This window comes from Amycolatopsis sp. TRM77291, from assembly GCF_054166285.1.
The window spans coordinates 6,416,267-6,430,482 of sequence record NZ_JBSZHF010000001.1; the positions used below are offsets into that span (position 1 = coordinate 6,416,267).

Sequence of the window (14,216 nt, forward strand, 5' to 3'; positions counted from 1 at the left end):
CCTCCGGTCTTTACTCGACGGTGACCGACTTCGCCAGGTTACGCGGCTTGTCGACGTCGTACCCGCGCGTACGGGCGATCTCGGCGGCCAGCACCTGCAGCGGCACCGTGGAGACCAGCGGCTGCAGCAGCGTCGGCACGGCCGGGATCTCGATCAGTTCGTCGGCGAACGGGCGGACGGTCTCGTCGCCCTCCTCCGCGATCACGATCGTGCGGGCGCCGCGCGCCTGGATCTCGCTGATGTTCGACACGAGTTTCGAGTGCAGCACCGCGCGCCCCTTCGGCGACGGCATCACCACGACGACGGGCAGGCCTTCTTCGATCAGCGCGATCGGGCCGTGCTTGAGCTCACCGGCCGCGAAGCCCTCGGCGTGCATGTATGCCAGTTCCTTGAGCTTCAGCGCGCCTTCGAGGGCGACCGGGAAACCGACGTGGCGGCCGAGGAACAGCACGGCTTTCGAGTCGGCGATCCGGCGGCCGAGGTCACGGACCTGGTCCACAGTGGACAGGACCTTCTGCACCGCGGCGGGCATCGCTTCGAGCTCGGCGAACTCGCGGGCGACCTCGTCCGGGTACTTGGTGCCGCGAGCCTGCGCGAGCGCCAGACCGACCAAATAGTTGGCCGCGATCTGCGCGAGGAACGCCTTCGTCGACGCGACGCCGATCTCCGGACCGGCGTGCGTGTAGAGGACGGCGTCGGACTCGCGCGGGATCTGCGCGCCGTTGGTGTTGCAGACCGCCAGGACGCGGGCCTTCTGCTCGCGGGCGTGGCGGACGGCTTCGAGGGTGTCCGCGGTCTCGCCCGACTGGGAGACGGCGACGACCAGCGTCGCGCGGTCCAGCACCGGGTCGCGGTAGCGGAACTCGCTGGCCAGCTCGACCTCGACCGGGAGGCGGCACCAGTGCTCGATGGCGTACTTGGCGACGAGGCCCGAGTGGTACGCGGAACCACAGGCGACGACGAAGACCTTGTCGACGTCACGCAGGTCCTGGTCGGAGATGCGCTGCTCGTCGAGGATGATCCGGCCGCCGTCGAAGTGGCCGCGCAGCGTGTTCGCCAGCGCCTCCGGCTGCTCCTCGATCTCCTTGAGCATGAAGTACTCGTGGCCGCCCTTTTCCGCGGCTGAGAGGTCCCAGTCGACAGTGAACGGCTTTGCCTGGGCGGCGTCGCCGTGGAAGTCGGTGACCTCGTAGCCGTCGCGGGTGATCACGACGAGCTGGTCCTGACCGAGCTCGACCGCCTCGCGGGTGTGCTCGATGAACGCGGCGACGTCGGACGCGACGAAGTGCTCGCCCTCGCCGACACCGACGACCAGCGGCGACGAACGGCGGGCGGCGACGACGGTGTCCGGCTGGTCGGCGATGGTCACGACCAGGGTGAACGCGCCTTCGAGGCGACGGCAGACCGCGGCGACGCTCGCCGCGAAGTCGCCCTTCGTGTCGCCCTCGGTGTAGGCGCGGGCGATCAGGTGCGCGGCGGTCTCGGAGTCGGTGTCGCTTGCCATCTCGACGCCTTCGGCCTCGAGCTCGGCGCGCAGGGCGGCGAAGTTCTCGATGATGCCGTTGTGCACGACGGCGACGCGCTGGGAGGCGTCACGGTGCGGGTGCGAGTTGCGGTCGACCGGGGCACCGTGGGTGGCCCAGCGGGTGTGGCCCATCCCGGCGGTGCCGGTGAAGGCGTCCCTGCCGACGGTGTCGAGCTGGGTCTCCAGGTTGGCCAGGCGGCCCGCTTTGCGCTCGACGTTCAGCGCGCCGGCGCCGTCGAGGACCGCGACGCCTGCCGAGTCATAGCCGCGGTACTCCATCCTGCGCAGGCCGCCGATGACGACGTCCAGGGCCGGGCGGTGTCCGACGTATCCCACGATTCCACACACGGCCACCAGCCTAACGACGGAAATTCGGCCCCTTCGCCCGGGCGCCCGCACCTGCGTTTAGCGGGCTAAACGCGACGCTTAGGCACGCTAAGCAGCGCGGTTAGCCCGCGAAAGGCGAACGCCGGGGCGGCGCGCGGGCCGGACGGGGGCGCGGGCAGTAAGGTCACGAGCATGGCCAGCAAGCCCAAGCAGCTGCTCGCGGAGCTGTCCCACCCAGGTCCGCACGAGGTTCTGCGCGGCAACCTCGCCCTGGTCGGACTGCCCGGCGTCGTGTTCACCCCTCGTTCGGGCCTCGGTCTGCCCGCGATCGCGTTCGGGCATGGCTGGTTGCAGCCGACCGGGAGCTACCGGCATCTGCTCCGGCACCTCGCGAGCTGGGGCATCGTCGCGGCGGCCCCGGCCACCCAGCGCGGTCCGCTGCCGTCGCACCGGCTGCTGGCCGGTGACCTGCTCACGACGCTCGACTTGATCACGACGGTCCGCCTCGGACCGGACGGCATCAGCGTCGACCCGGCGAAACTCGGCCTGGCCGGGCATTCGACCGGCGGCGGCTCGGCGGTACTGGCCGCCGCGCAGGCCGCCGAGAACGACGAGCGGCCCGAGATCCGCGCGGTCGCGACCATCACCCCCGCGCAGACGCTGCCGCCGGCGACCGTGTCGGCCCGCTTGGTGACCGCCCCCGGCCTGCACCTCGCGGCCGGTGAAGACCTGGTCGCGCCGTCCGTCGCACACGCCGAGGCCATCGCGGACGCGTGGGGCGGGCCGGTGCAGCTGCGGACGCTCGGGAAGTCGTCGCACCTCGGCGTCACCGAGGGCAGGCACTGGAGCCAGCTGCTGCTGCACGGGAAGCCGCACCGCGGGACCCAGCAGCTGACGCGGGCGCTGTTCACCGCGTTCTTCCTCACCCACCTGACGGGGACGACGAAGTACCAGCCCCTGCTGGACGCCGACGTCAAACGCGCCCCCATCGAGCTCCAGGACGAACCCGCCGCCTGACGCCCGGGATCGCGTTTAGCCCGCTAAACGCGACACGCCCCCGGCCCGGCGCCCAGATCGCGTTTAGCCCGCTAAACGCGACACGGCACCAGAGGGCAAAAGAAGGGCCCGGCTCTGGCGAGCCGGGCCCTGAAGCGCGTGAAGCCGGTCAGTCGACCATCCACGAGTTGTTCGAGAAATCGTCGTCGTCGAATCCCTTGTCGTCACGGGCGTGACGACCGCGGCGACGCGCTGGCGTGCCGGGCTCTTCGTGCGCCGCAGCGCTGGGAGCGGGCGTCGGCGACGCGGGCGGGACGTCCACCGTCGCCGGCATTCCGGGCACCCCCGGCGCGACCGGGAGCGGCGGCGGAGGCGGCGCCGGCCGCGACACGTCGGCACGGGCACCGAACTCGGCGAACCGGGCGTCCGGCTTTTCGTCGTCCTCGATGTCGAAGCCGATCGTGTGGCTGCGGTCGGCGGTCGTCTTGCCGGTCAGCCAGCCACCCGCCTCCTTGCTCCGCTTCCCCAGCTCCTGCATGTGCGCGGCGTACTTGTCATGGATGGCGGCGTCCTTCTGCATGGTGTCCACCGCCTGGGCCTTGGCGTCGGCGAGATGCCGCTCCCGCAGCCCGCGCTGCTCCAACTGCTCCGTGATGGCGGCGTCCTGCCTGGACATGGCGGCCGCCAGCCGGTCAACAGCGCTCATCGGTCCTCCCTCGTTCCCCGGCTACCGATCATCGCTCGTAGCTGATCGAACGGTCGCCACCCTCGTCGTCGAGCGATCCGCTGATCCGGCCGCCCGCGCCACTGGTCTCGAAAATGCCACCCTCGACGCGGTACTGGCTCGACCCGCGCTGCGTGTCGCCCCCGCCACCGCCGGCCGCGCCGCCCATGGCGCCCATTCCACCCATCATGCCGCCCATTCCGGCGGGCGAGCTCGCGGCACCGGCGCTCGCGGGCGCCGGGTCCATCCCGCCGGGAGCCATCCCGAGACCGCCCTCGGCCCCGGCCGGCTGCGCGCCGCCTCCGGACTGCATGCCCGCTTCCAGCGAACCCGCTTCGTTCAGCGACCCCGCCGAAGCACCTTCGAGCGGGCTGCCGATAGCGCCTTCGAAGCTGCCACCGCCACCGGCGGTCGGAACGGTGCCATCGCCGCTGGAACCCGACGCGCCGCCCGCGGCGGCTTCGGCCTCCGCGGACACCGAAGCGGTCCCTTCGCCACCGACGCCGACACCGACCTCGACACCGCCGGGAGCACTGAAGCCGCTCCCGCCACCGCCACCGGGAGGGGCGATGCCGTCAGCCGGGGCGGGCATGGGACGAACGTCTTCGGGTTTGCCGGGCTGCGGGTTGCCGGGATTCCGGTCGTCGAGGCCGTTCTTGATGTCGTCGGTCTCGAGGGTGTCGCCGGGCTTGAGCTCCTTCTTCTCACCCTTTTCGTCGAGGGTGTAGGTGGTCGGCTCGCCCTTGCCGTCGTCGACGGTCACCACGGTCGGGCCGTTCGGGCCCTGCGGCTGCTCGGCGGTGATCTTGAGGTTGCCGTCCTGGATGTGGATCTTGCCGTCCGGGCCGGGCCGGTAGACGCCGTCGGGGCCGGGCTCGCCCTCCTTGACCGTGCCCTTCGGCCCGAACTCGCCGTCCTTACCCTCTTCGCCGGGCTTACCGTCCTTGCCCTCTTCGCCCTTCGGGTCGTCGAAGTCGAGCTTGTAGTCCTTCTCGTTGCCCTTGCCGTCGTCGACCTTGATGTCCATTTTGCCGTCTTTATCCGGCTCGGTCATCTCGATCTTGTTGTCGCCCTTTTGGACGGTCATGGTGTCCTGACCGTCGATGCCGTCCTTGATCGCCTCACCCGTCGCCGGGTCGATCGGGTACGGCTTGCCGGTCTCGGGGTCCAGCTCGAGCGGCTTGCCGGTGACCGGGTTCATGCCCTCGGCGGGCTTGTCCTCCGGCTTCGGCGTCTCGGGGACCGTGGCGGCAGGCGGGGTGCTGGCACCGCCGCCGCTCCCGCTTCCACCTCCGGTTCCGCCGCCCGTACCGCCGCCGGTGCCGCCACCGGTGTCACCGCCGCCACCCTTGTCCTTGCCCTTGCCGTCGTCGATGGGCGGCTTCTCGGACCCCGGCGCGGGGAACGGGTTCGTGTAGTCCTCCATGAACCGCGAAAGCTCGTGGTACTGCGTGTTGATCGTCTCGGTCGCGTTCTTGCAGAGCTTCTTGAAGTTCTCGAAGCGCTCACCGAACTCGGTGGCGAACGAGCCCTTCAGCCACTGCTTCGCGGCCCCGATCGCGTAATCCTTGTTCTCGTCGTTCAGATCGCAGTCGTCGTGACGCAGTCGTTCGGCGAGATTGTTGCCCGGACACGCGGAATCGAGCCAGTACGCGACGTCCATGAGCTTTTCTTTGGAGTCGACCTTGCCGTTCGCGATCTCGACGACCTGCTTCGCGATGTACAACGGCGCCGTGGCGACCTTGTCGACCCGGAGCTTCAGCGTTTCGTCGACCTTCAGCTTGAGCGCGCTGTAGATCTTGTCGATGGTGGACGGCACCAGCTTGATGGCGCCGTCCATCTGCGCGATGAGTTCTTTCGCGTCGGGCTGGATCCGCTGCTCGTACTTGACCTTCGCGGCTGTCGCGCCCTCGCCCTTCCAGTCGTGGAAGAGCGTGGTCAGTGCCGACGTCGCGTCCTTCTGGGTCTGCTCGACGACCTTCTTCGCGTCGCTGAGATCTTCGACCTCGTCGAACATCTTCTGGAAGTTGATCTCACGGTTCTCGTGGAACCGGTCCCAGATGTCGGTCTTGTAGCTGATCTCGTACGACTTCTCCGGCATCTTGTTCCAGACCTGCTCGGCCCAGTCGGAGAAGAAGTCCAGTGCCGGCTTCCCGAGGTCGAGCACCTGGTCGGATTTGGCGGTGGAACCACCAGCGGCCGGCCGGGACATCGCGTCGAGGTCCTTGTCGGCCTGTTTCGTGTCGGCCGCCTGCTTCTTGTCCCCCGCGGCGTTCGAGTCACGTTCGGCGACGGCCTTCTTGTACGCCTCTTCCCGGTTGCCGAACGGCATCAGCAAGGCGTCTTTCGTGCCCTGAGTGACGTAGGGGTCGTTCAGCATTTCCCTGATCTGTGCGGGCGTCGGTTCACTCATTACTGGGCTCCCGCCTTGTTGGCAGCCGCGGCGTTCGCCTGGTCGGACGAGGTGTAGCGGGTCGACGCGGTGCTGACCCCACCGGCGAGCTGGGTGAGCTGGCCCGCGTACCCCTTCATCGCGTCGGAAATGGCGAGAATCCCGGTGGCGTAGCCCTTTTGGTAGTCCTTGTGGACCCGGCCGAAGCTTTCGGGCCCGACCTGGGTCGGCCCCACCTTCCCCGCCTCGGACGTCGTTTTCTCAGCCGCGCGCTCCAACGACGTCGACGCCGTGAGCATCGCCTCTGAATCGGCTTTGTAGCCCCCGTCCGGCATGACCGGTGCCCCCTTCGTCCCGCTGTATCCGCCTCGTTGTCCTACCTACGACGCACGCCGACGGCATCAGGTGCCATCGCATATGCACACAGAATGTACCCATCGGCCATCCGGACCGCAGGGACATTCACACCTTTGCTAACTCAAACGATTTCGGCGCAAGAAGCCTGGTAGACCGCGTTTTCGCGGTTTCGCGCCCGCTTCGACGGCTTCGGCGAGAACGGTGGCCGCGCCGCGGATGTCGACCAGGCGATCCAGCTCGTCGAGGTCGATGTCGATACCGAACTCCACCTCGACCGTCGCCAGGAGCCGGACGCGACGCCGGGAGTCGACGCCCATCTCGGCGAAGGGCGTGTTCTCGTCGATGGTGTCCGGATCGACGTCGAAGGTTTCGCAGACGAGGGCCTTGATCTCGTCGACGTACTCGCTCCCGTCAGCTGCCATGGGGGAATTCTGTCCCATCCGCGGTCCAGTACCGCGTTCTGGCCGCGGAACGCGCGACCTTGCCGCTGGAGGTTCTCGGCAGGCCGCCGGGTTTCACCAGGAAGAAAGCATGAAGCCGCACGTCGTGCCGCTCGGCGACGGCGCGGGTGGCGGCCCGGGCGATCTCGGCCTCGTCGAAGTCCGGGGCCTTCCGCGCGCGTTCGGCGACCACGACGACGCCCTCCCCCTCATCGCCGTCGACCGAGAACGCGGCGACTCGGTCGGGCCCGAGAAGAGGGTGCGCGGCGGCGACCGTCTCCTCGATGTCGTGGGGGCTGTGATTGCGGCCGTCGATGATGATCAGGTCCTTGATCCGGCCGGTCACCGACAGCCTGCCGTCGCGGATCATGCCGAGGTCGCCGGTGCGGAGCCAGCCGCCCTCCCCGCCGAGTTCGGCATCGAACACCTCGGCGGTCAACTCCGGACGGCGCCAGTACCCGGCGGCCACGTTGGGCCCCTTGACCCAGATCTCGCCCACGTCGACTTTAGCGGGCAAAACGCGATCCGGCGGGGGCACGACGCGGACCCGCTGCCCCCTGGGCCAGCCGATCTCGACGATTTCCCGGCCGTCCACTTCGGTCACCACCGGGCCGCCGGAATCGCCGCTGGCGACGTAGACCGTGGCCTCGGCCAGACCGTAGGACGGCCGGAACGCGCCCCTCGGGAAGCCGTGGGGTTCGTAGGCGGCGAGGAACTCCCGGACGGTCGCCGCCCGGACCGGTTCGCTGCCGCTGAGCGCGATCGACACCGTCGAGAGGTCGTACTCGGCGCGCTTCGGCTCGGGCACGGCCTCGGTCACCAGGTCGTACGCGAAGTTCGGGGCGGCGGTGAGCGTGTTCGGGTACGACGACATCAGCAGCAGCCACCGCTCCGGGCGCCGGATGAACTCCAGCGGCGCGATGAACACCGTCCGGCCGCCGGAGTGCATCGTCCCGGCGAGCAACTGCGCCAGCCCCATGTCGTGGAAGAACGGGATCCAGCCGACGCAGGTGGTGCGCTCGTCGACGTCGTAGGCGTCGCAGATCTGCCAGCAGGCGGCCGACAACGCCCGATGCGTGATGATCACGCCTGCCGGTGATCGCGTCGTGCCGGAGGTGTACTGCAGGTAGGCGGGGTCTTCGGGGGCGACCGGCGACGGCGGCGACTGGTCGGCCGGGTCCAGCGGCAGGGTGTCGACGGCGATGATCTCGCGGGGCGCCGGAACCGGGTCCGCCTTGGCGAACTCCGCCAGCCGCTCGACCAAGGCCTCCGACGTGAGCCAGATGTCGGCGTCGCAGTCGTTGAGGACGCCGACGAGCCGCTCGCGGTGAGCGCGGACGTCCGGCGCGGACAGTGGCACCGCGACCGCGCCGGCGTACAGCGCGCCGAAGAAGGCGACGACGTAAGAGAGGTCCTGCCGCGCGGTGATCGCGACGCGGTCTCCCGGCCGGATCACCTCACGCAGCTTCGCCGCGACAGCGCGGACGTGGACGAGCAAGTCGGCCCAGGTCAGCGTGTCCTCGACGGGTTCGTGCCGGTTCGAGCAGTCGAGGTGCGTGTACGCCGGGCGATCGACGTGGGCGCGTTCGAGCAGGCGGAGCACGAGCGGCGTCCGCAACACTTCCTCGGGCACTTCTGGTGACACTGGCACATCCTCCGGCCGCGCATGGGCATCATACGAACGTGGACGACTTCTTCGTGCTGGACGATCCGGCGGATCGCGTCAAGGCCCTGCGCGACCGCGAGCTCAGCTCGAACCCGGGCGGTGCCGCCGCCGAAACGCCGAACCTCCTGCTGATGGACGGCGCGGACCACCGGCGGCTCCGCGCGGTCGTCAAGGAGGTCATCGCCCTGGTGGAGCCCCTCCCGAATGCCCTGCTCACAGACCTGCGCGTCACGATTAGCCCGCTAAAGTCGAGTGCGCGCTTCGACCTGGTGGCCGATTTCGCCAGGCCGGTGGCGGCCAAGGTGACGGAGGCGGTGCTGGGCACTGTCGAGCCACTCGGCGAGAAGCTGCTGACGAACCTTTCGGAGACCGCCGCGAATCTGGACGTCTGGTCGGGCGGGCCCGCCGGAGCCGACACCGCCGCGCTCAGGGTCGCGATGTTCTTCCTCAAGGCGACGGCCGTCGAAGGCGGCGGGCTGGCGCTGCTCCGCGAAGCGCACGAAGCAAGCCGGATCACCGAAGACGAGCTGATGATCACGCCGGTGATGCTCGCCCACGCGGCGTACGAGAACTCCATGAACTTCCTCGCCCTCGCCGGTCTCGAACTCCTACGCCGTCCAGACGTCCTCGACGACGTACGCGGGCTGATCCACGAGATCGCTCCGAGCCGCTTCGCCGCCCGCCGCGTGACCACGCCGTTCTCCCTGGCGGGCAAGGACTTCACGACCGGGGACAAACTGGCCATCCCGCTGGGCCCCGGCGCCGAGCTCGCCTTCGGTCTCGGCCGGCACACCTGCCCCGGCTCGCGAGTCGCGGTCGCCGAGGGCGAAGTCGCGCTTCGCGCCCTTGCCGAGATCCTGACTCCCGACCACGTCGCCGAGGAGGTGCGGTACAAGACGCACGCCGTCTTCCACGGCGTCGAGCGGGCCGTCGTGGCTCTGCGAACCTGACCGCTCAGGTCGCCAGCCAGTCGGTGTTGGCGAAGTCGTCGTCATCACCCCGCGCGGCGGCCGCCCGCCGATGCCGCCCGGCCGGACGCTCCTCCGGCACAGGCGCCGGAGGCGGCGAGGGCTGCGGCGGCGCGGGAACGGACGGAGCAGGCGGCCGGTACGCGATCGGCGGCTCCTCGGCCGTCCGATACCCGGCACGGCGCTCGTTCTCGGCCTCGTCCTCCTCGAACCCGAAGTCGCCGTCGTCCTCGACCTTCTCGGAGAGCGTCGACTCGGTCGCCCAGCCACCCGCGGCCTCCGCGCGCCGCTTCTGCTCGCTCCGGGCCGCGAGCGCCGCGCCCGTTTCCTGCTTGAGCTGGTCGCCCGCCGCCTTGGTCTCCTCGATCGCCTTGGCCGCCCGGTTGTCGACCAGGTACATCCGGTCGCCGTTCTCGCGCTCCAGCCCGGCCAGCTTGTGCCGGAGTCCGGCGAGATCCTCCTCAGGATTCACTGACCCCTCCCCTTAACGGAAGCCGATGACGCCGTCGTCGTCGAGCGAGCCGCTGATCCGGCTGCCCGTCGTCGTCGCGGTGTCGAACAGGCCCCCGTCGACCCGGTATCCGCTGGACGTGCGCTGCTGGTCTTCGCCGGACCCCTGCCCGCCACCGGCCGCGCCGCCGCCCATCATGCCCATGCCGCCCATCATCCCCGCACCGGCCGCGGCCGGATCCTGGGCGCCCCCTCCCGGAGCGGAGCCGAGCCCGGACGACGTCGAAGGAGCGGCCGCGCCGCCACCGGTCCCAGCCGGATCCGACGTGTCACCAAGCCCGTTGTCCCCGCCTTCGAACGGGTCGCTCAGCGATTGGGCCGTCGTCGATTCGGAGTCACCGTCCTCAGCCGCCGCCACCGGTTCGGCCTGCTGACCGGGCGCGGGTGCTCCGCCGCCGGCCCCACCGGACGTGCCGTCGTGCGAGCGAACAGCCTGCTCTTCGACAGGCTGCGCCGCGGCATGCCTTCCGGCCGGCTGCGGCGTGGAATCCGGGCTCGCGTGACGGCCACCCGCGGACTCGTCCTCGCCCAACGTGTACTTCGACGGCTGTCCCGAACCGTCGTCGACGGTCACCAGCGTCGGCCCGTCGGGACCGTTCGGCCGTTCCGCGGTGATCTTGAGGCCGCCGTCCGCGATGTGGATCTTGCCGTCGGGGCCAGGAGTCGCCGGCGGACGCTGTTCGGCGCCGTCCCGGGGCGCGGGTCCGCCCGCCGCGTCCGGCGTGGCCTTGCCGTCGCCGAAGTCGAGGTCGTAGTCCTTCACCTGGCCGGTGCCGTCCTGGACGGAGATGCCCATCTTCCCGTCGGCACCGGGCTCGGCCATGGAGATCTTGCGGTCGCCCTGCTCGACCGTCACCGGCTCCGGCCGCACGGCGTCGGTGCCGGTCTTGATCGCCTCACCCGTGCGGGGATCGATCGGATACGGCTCGCCGGTGGCCGGGTCGAGGTCGAGCGGCTTGTCCGTGACCGGGTTCTTCTCCTGGCCCGGAACTTCGGGCTTTTCCGGCTCCGGGAGCACGGTGTTGCTCGGCGTCATGCGCCCGGGGCCGCCACTGGCACCGGGCGACGGGCCACCGCCACCGCTGGCGGGCGGGCCGCCACCGCCCTTCTCGGCAGGTTTTTCGACCGGCTTCTCGCCGCCCGTTTCCGGGGTCTTGCCCAGATCCGCGAACGGATTCTCGACCACCTGGCCGAGCGAGTCGAAGTACGCCTTCCACGCGCCGTTGATCGCCTCGCGCGTGTTCTTGCACACCAGCTGGAAGTTCTCGATGTGCTTGCCGAACCAGCCGAGGAAGACGTTCTTCAACCAGGCCACCGCCTGAGGTTTGAGGACCTCGTCGATGGTGCTCTGGTCGATGTCGCCGGCGTCGTCGTTGAACGCGTCCTTGGCTTCGATGCTCAGGAACTTGATGCAGTGGATGATGTCGTTCTGGCTGCACGAGCCGTCGGCGATGCGGATGATCCGCTCGATGTCCTGCGCCGTGGCACCGTCGATGTTGTCGGTGAACCACTTCTGCAGCCACTCGACCTTTTCGCGGCAGAACCTGCCCACCGAGGCGGTGGTGCGCAGCAGCCCGTCACCCGCGGCCTTGAACGCCTCGGCGACCAGACCGGTCTTGTCCGAATAGGCCTTCTGGTAGGCGCGCGCCTGTTCGGCGGCGGCGCCTTCCCAGGTGCCGAGCGAATTCCCCAGCTTTCCGGAGACGTCCTGCGCGGACCCGGTGACGGCCGTGCCGACCGCGGTCAGCTCCTCCGCGCTCGTCTTGAAGAGGTTGAACGGGATGTTGTCCTGCTCGTGGTACAGCCGCTGAAGCTCGGCGAGGGAGACCGCCGCTCCGCCGCCCGCCAGGCCCAGCGCGCGGACGTAGAGCGGGTGGAAGATCTCGTAGACCTTGAACCCCGACAGGCCGGGGACCATGATGTCGTTCGAATTCGCGCAGCCCGGGTCGGTCTCGGTGGCGCGCCCTGCGATCTCCTGGGTCTTCGCCGCGTCCCGGTTCAGCGCGTCGCGATCACCTTGCCGCCCCGTGGCCTGGTTCGCGTCGTACTTCTCATGCGCGGTCTTGTAAGCCGCCTGGACGTCTTCGAGGTAGGCGTTGTTGTCACCGATGTCGCTCTCGGTGATCCAGTCACCGTTCATCGACTTGATGTAGTCCCGGAAGCCGTTCCGCTCGGCTTCGCTGGCGAACCCGCAGCTTTCCGGTGTCTCGTCCTCGATGTAGTCGATGTAGTTGAGGGCGAGCTCGCGTTTGGTGTCGCGGTCGATGTTCGGGTCGTTGAGGATCTTCTCGACTTCGGCCCGGCTGGGAATGTCGTGACCGGTGTCCCCGCCGACATCTGCGAGAGGCATCAGTGCTTCCTCATCTCGGCGGCGTTGGAGTCCTCATTGGACTGGTAGAGGTCCTTGGACGCCGCGAGCTTGCGGCCGAACTCGTCCGAAGCCGCGAGATAACTGCGCGCGCACTTCGCCAGGCGCTGGATGCTCGCGGAGTACCCGCCGAAGCAATCCCCGTGCGCCGGACCGAAACTCGCCGCGGTCAGGTTGATCTGCTCGACCGCCCCGATCGGTCCTTCGCAAGCCTGCTTGGGCAGGTCCTGCAGGACCTTGGCTGCCTCGTTCAGCTGCGCTGGATCGACCTTGTGCCCTTTACCGGCCACCGTCACCCTCCCCTAGGTATCCGCACACGGAATGTACCGGGCCGGTAACCCCAGCGCAGCGACTTGGGGAGATCGTGAGGGGGTTACGAGGCGGAAGAGACGACTCCGGCGAGCCGGTCCGCTGCCGCCTGTGCGGTGTCGTGCGCGGTGGCCTCGACCATGACCCGGACCAGCTGCTCGGTGCCCGACGGGCGCAGCAGGACACGGCCTTCCTCGCCGAGTTCGGCCTCGACGGCGCCGACGGCGTCACGGACCGCGGCGGAGACAGCGACGGCCGCCTTGTCCGCCACCGGGACGTTCACCAGCACCTGCGGCAGGCGGTTCATGACCGCGGCGAGCTCGGCGAGCGATTTGCCGGTCGACGCCATGCGGCTCATCACACGCAGCGCGGTGAGGAGGCCGTCGCCGGTGGTCGCGTAGGCGGGAAGGACGACGTGGCCCGACTGCTCGCCGCCGAGCGCGAACCCGCTCGCACGGAGCTCCTCGAGGACGTAGCGGTCGCCGACGGCGGTGGTGACGAGGTTGATGTCGTGCGCGCGCATCGCCAGGTGCAGCCCGAGGTTGCTCATCACGGTCGCGACCAGGGTGTTCTTCGTCAGCTCACCGGTCTCGGCGAGCGCGAGCGCCAGGACGGCCATGATCTGGTCGCCGTCGACGAGCTCACCCGCGGCGTCGACGGCGACACAGCGGTCGGCGTCGCCGTCGTGCGCGATCCCGAGGTCGGCGCCGTGCTCGACGACAGCGGCGCGCAACGCTTCCGGGTGATTCGACCCACAGTGCTCGTTGATGTTCACGCCGTCCGGATCGGCGTGGATCGCGATGACCTCGGCGCCGGCCTTGCGGTACACCTCGGGGGCGGCGAAGGAGGAGGCGCCGTTCGCGCAGTCGACCACGACGCGCAGGCCCGCGAGGGGGTGCGGGGTGGCCGACAGTAGGTGCTCGACGTAGCGGTCACCCGCGTCGGGGACGTCCTTCACCCGGCCGACGCCGATACCGGTCGGGCGGGTGACGGGAGCGGCGAGACCGGCTTCGATCTCGTCCTCGATCCCGTCGGGCAGCTTGTGACCACCCGCCGCGAAAAGCTTGATGCCGTTGTCGGGCATGGGGTTGTGGGAGGCGGAGATCATCACGCCGAGATCCGCCTCGAGCGCGCCGACCAGGTACGCGACGGCGGGCGTCGGGAGGACGCCGAGGCGGAGCACGTCGGCGCCCGCGGACGTGAGGCCCGCCACGACGGCGGCCTCGAGCATCTCGCCGCTGGCGCGCGGGTCACGGCCGACGACGGCGACCGGGCGGTGCGAACGGTCGTGGGCCGCGAGGACGCGGGCGGCGCTGGCGGCGAGCGAGAGCGCCAGCTCCGGGGTCAGCTCCTCGTTGGCGAGGCCACGTACGCCGTCGGTACCGAATAGACGAGCCATCTGTCGACCTCCTTGAAAAACCACCACGACAACCTAGCCAGTCCCCCTGCCTGTCTCCCCGCGCCCCCGGCTTCGCCTTTAGCGGGCTAAACGCGACGCGCGCGACTTTAGCGGGCTAAACGTGACACGGGTGGGGCGCATGGGGCAGATGTGACAGGTGGGGCTGGGGGCGAGCGGGGACCGAAGGACCCCGGAAACACGGAAGCGCCCATACGAGAGAAGGATGGGCGCATAC

12 protein-coding genes are annotated in these 14,216 nt (G+C 69.6%); 2 read left to right on the forward strand and 10 right to left on the reverse strand.

Going from position 1 to position 14,216, the window contains the following annotated elements:
- Positions 1–10: 10 nt before the first annotated feature.
- Positions 11–1,873 (reverse strand): glutamine--fructose-6-phosphate transaminase (isomerizing), encoded by a 1,863-nt coding sequence (gene glmS, locus ACXIZN_RS29610; protein WP_034305013.1) that lies wholly within the window; start codon positions 1,871–1,873, stop codon positions 11–13.
- A gap of 171 nt (positions 1,874–2,044) precedes the next feature.
- Here glmS and ACXIZN_RS29615 point away from each other — a divergent pair, with 171 nt between their 5' ends.
- Positions 2,045–2,869 (forward strand): dienelactone hydrolase family protein, encoded by an 825-nt coding sequence (locus ACXIZN_RS29615; protein ID WP_457958312.1) that lies wholly within the window; start codon positions 2,045–2,047, stop codon positions 2,867–2,869.
- Positions 2,870–3,017: 148 nt separating this feature from the next.
- Here ACXIZN_RS29615 and ACXIZN_RS29620 read toward each other — a convergent pair whose 3' ends face one another.
- The 5 genes from ACXIZN_RS29620 to ACXIZN_RS29640 all read right to left on the reverse strand — a co-directional run bounded on the left by ACXIZN_RS29620 (position 3,018) and on the right by ACXIZN_RS29640 (position 8,412).
- A complete protein-coding gene (locus ACXIZN_RS29620; protein ID WP_457958313.1) occupies positions 3,018–3,554 on the reverse strand; it encodes a hypothetical protein in 537 nt (178 codons plus the stop codon).
- A gap of 28 nt (positions 3,555–3,582) precedes the next feature.
- Positions 3,583–5,985: a hypothetical protein gene (locus ACXIZN_RS29625; RefSeq protein ID WP_457958314.1), complete on the reverse strand. Its 2,403-nt coding sequence runs from the start codon at positions 5,983–5,985 to the stop codon at positions 3,583–3,585.
- Positions 5,985–6,299 (reverse strand): hypothetical protein, encoded by a 315-nt coding sequence (locus tag ACXIZN_RS29630; protein WP_457958315.1) that lies wholly within the window; start codon positions 6,297–6,299, stop codon positions 5,985–5,987. Before ACXIZN_RS29630 ends, ACXIZN_RS29625 begins: the two co-directional genes overlap by 1 nt.
- 138 nt (positions 6,300–6,437) lie before the next feature.
- The gene (locus ACXIZN_RS29635; RefSeq protein WP_020633351.1) at positions 6,438–6,743 is read right to left on the reverse strand and encodes an acyl carrier protein; all 306 of its coding nucleotides are present in this window, start codon (positions 6,741–6,743) and stop codon (positions 6,438–6,440) included.
- Positions 6,733–8,412 (reverse strand): fatty acyl-AMP ligase, encoded by a 1,680-nt coding sequence (locus ACXIZN_RS29640; RefSeq protein ID WP_457958316.1) that lies wholly within the window; start codon positions 8,410–8,412, stop codon positions 6,733–6,735. Before ACXIZN_RS29640 ends, ACXIZN_RS29635 begins: the two co-directional genes overlap by 11 nt.
- Before the next feature lie 32 nt (positions 8,413–8,444).
- On the opposite strand from ACXIZN_RS29640, the gene ACXIZN_RS29645 reads away from it, so the two are divergent.
- The gene (locus ACXIZN_RS29645) at positions 8,445–9,377 is read left to right on the forward strand and encodes a cytochrome P450 (protein ID WP_457958318.1); all 933 of its coding nucleotides are present in this window, start codon (positions 8,445–8,447) and stop codon (positions 9,375–9,377) included.
- A gap of 4 nt (positions 9,378–9,381) precedes the next feature.
- Here the strand turns inward: ACXIZN_RS29645 and ACXIZN_RS29650 are convergent, their stop codons facing one another.
- The 4 genes from ACXIZN_RS29650 to glmM all read right to left on the reverse strand — a co-directional run bounded on the left by ACXIZN_RS29650 (position 9,382) and on the right by glmM (position 13,981).
- Positions 9,382–9,867, reverse strand: a complete 486-nt coding sequence (locus ACXIZN_RS29650; RefSeq protein WP_457958319.1) for a hypothetical protein — start codon at positions 9,865–9,867, stop codon at positions 9,382–9,384.
- Between the two features lie 12 nt (positions 9,868–9,879).
- Positions 9,880–12,255, reverse strand: coding sequence for a hypothetical protein (locus ACXIZN_RS29655; protein ID WP_457958321.1), 2,376 nt, complete (start codon positions 12,253–12,255; stop codon positions 9,880–9,882).
- Positions 12,255–12,563 carry a type VII secretion target gene (locus ACXIZN_RS29660; protein WP_457958323.1) on the reverse strand — a complete coding sequence of 103 codons (309 nt, stop codon included), beginning with the start codon at positions 12,561–12,563 and terminating at the stop codon, positions 12,255–12,257. Before ACXIZN_RS29660 ends, ACXIZN_RS29655 begins: the two co-directional genes overlap by 1 nt.
- A gap of 83 nt (positions 12,564–12,646) precedes the next feature.
- Positions 12,647–13,981 (reverse strand): phosphoglucosamine mutase, encoded by a 1,335-nt coding sequence (glmM, locus tag ACXIZN_RS29665; RefSeq protein WP_257489252.1) that lies wholly within the window; start codon positions 13,979–13,981, stop codon positions 12,647–12,649.
- Positions 13,982–14,216 lie beyond the last annotated feature (235 nt).

Bases quoted from the DNA above. Each gene is read 5' to 3' on its own strand.
- ACXIZN_RS29615 (WP_457958312.1), top strand. From the start codon at position 2,045: ATGGCCAGCAAGCCCAAGCAGCTGCTCGCGGAGCTGTCCCACCCAGGT.
- ACXIZN_RS29620 (WP_457958313.1), bottom strand. From the start codon at position 3,554: ATGAGCGCTGTTGACCGGCTGGCGGCCGCCATGTCCAGGCAGGACGCC.
- ACXIZN_RS29625 (WP_457958314.1), bottom strand. From the start codon at position 5,985: ATGAGTGAACCGACGCCCGCACAGATCAGGGAAATGCTGAACGACCCC.
- ACXIZN_RS29630 (WP_457958315.1), bottom strand. From the start codon at position 6,299: ATGCCGGACGGGGGCTACAAAGCCGATTCAGAGGCGATGCTCACGGCG.
- ACXIZN_RS29635 (WP_020633351.1), bottom strand. From the start codon at position 6,743: ATGGCAGCTGACGGGAGCGAGTACGTCGACGAGATCAAGGCCCTCGTC.
- ACXIZN_RS29655 (WP_457958321.1), bottom strand. From the start codon at position 12,255: ATGCCTCTCGCAGATGTCGGCGGGGACACCGGTCACGACATTCCCAGC.
- glmM (WP_257489252.1), bottom strand. From the start codon at position 13,981: ATGGCTCGTCTATTCGGTACCGACGGCGTACGTGGCCTCGCCAACGAG.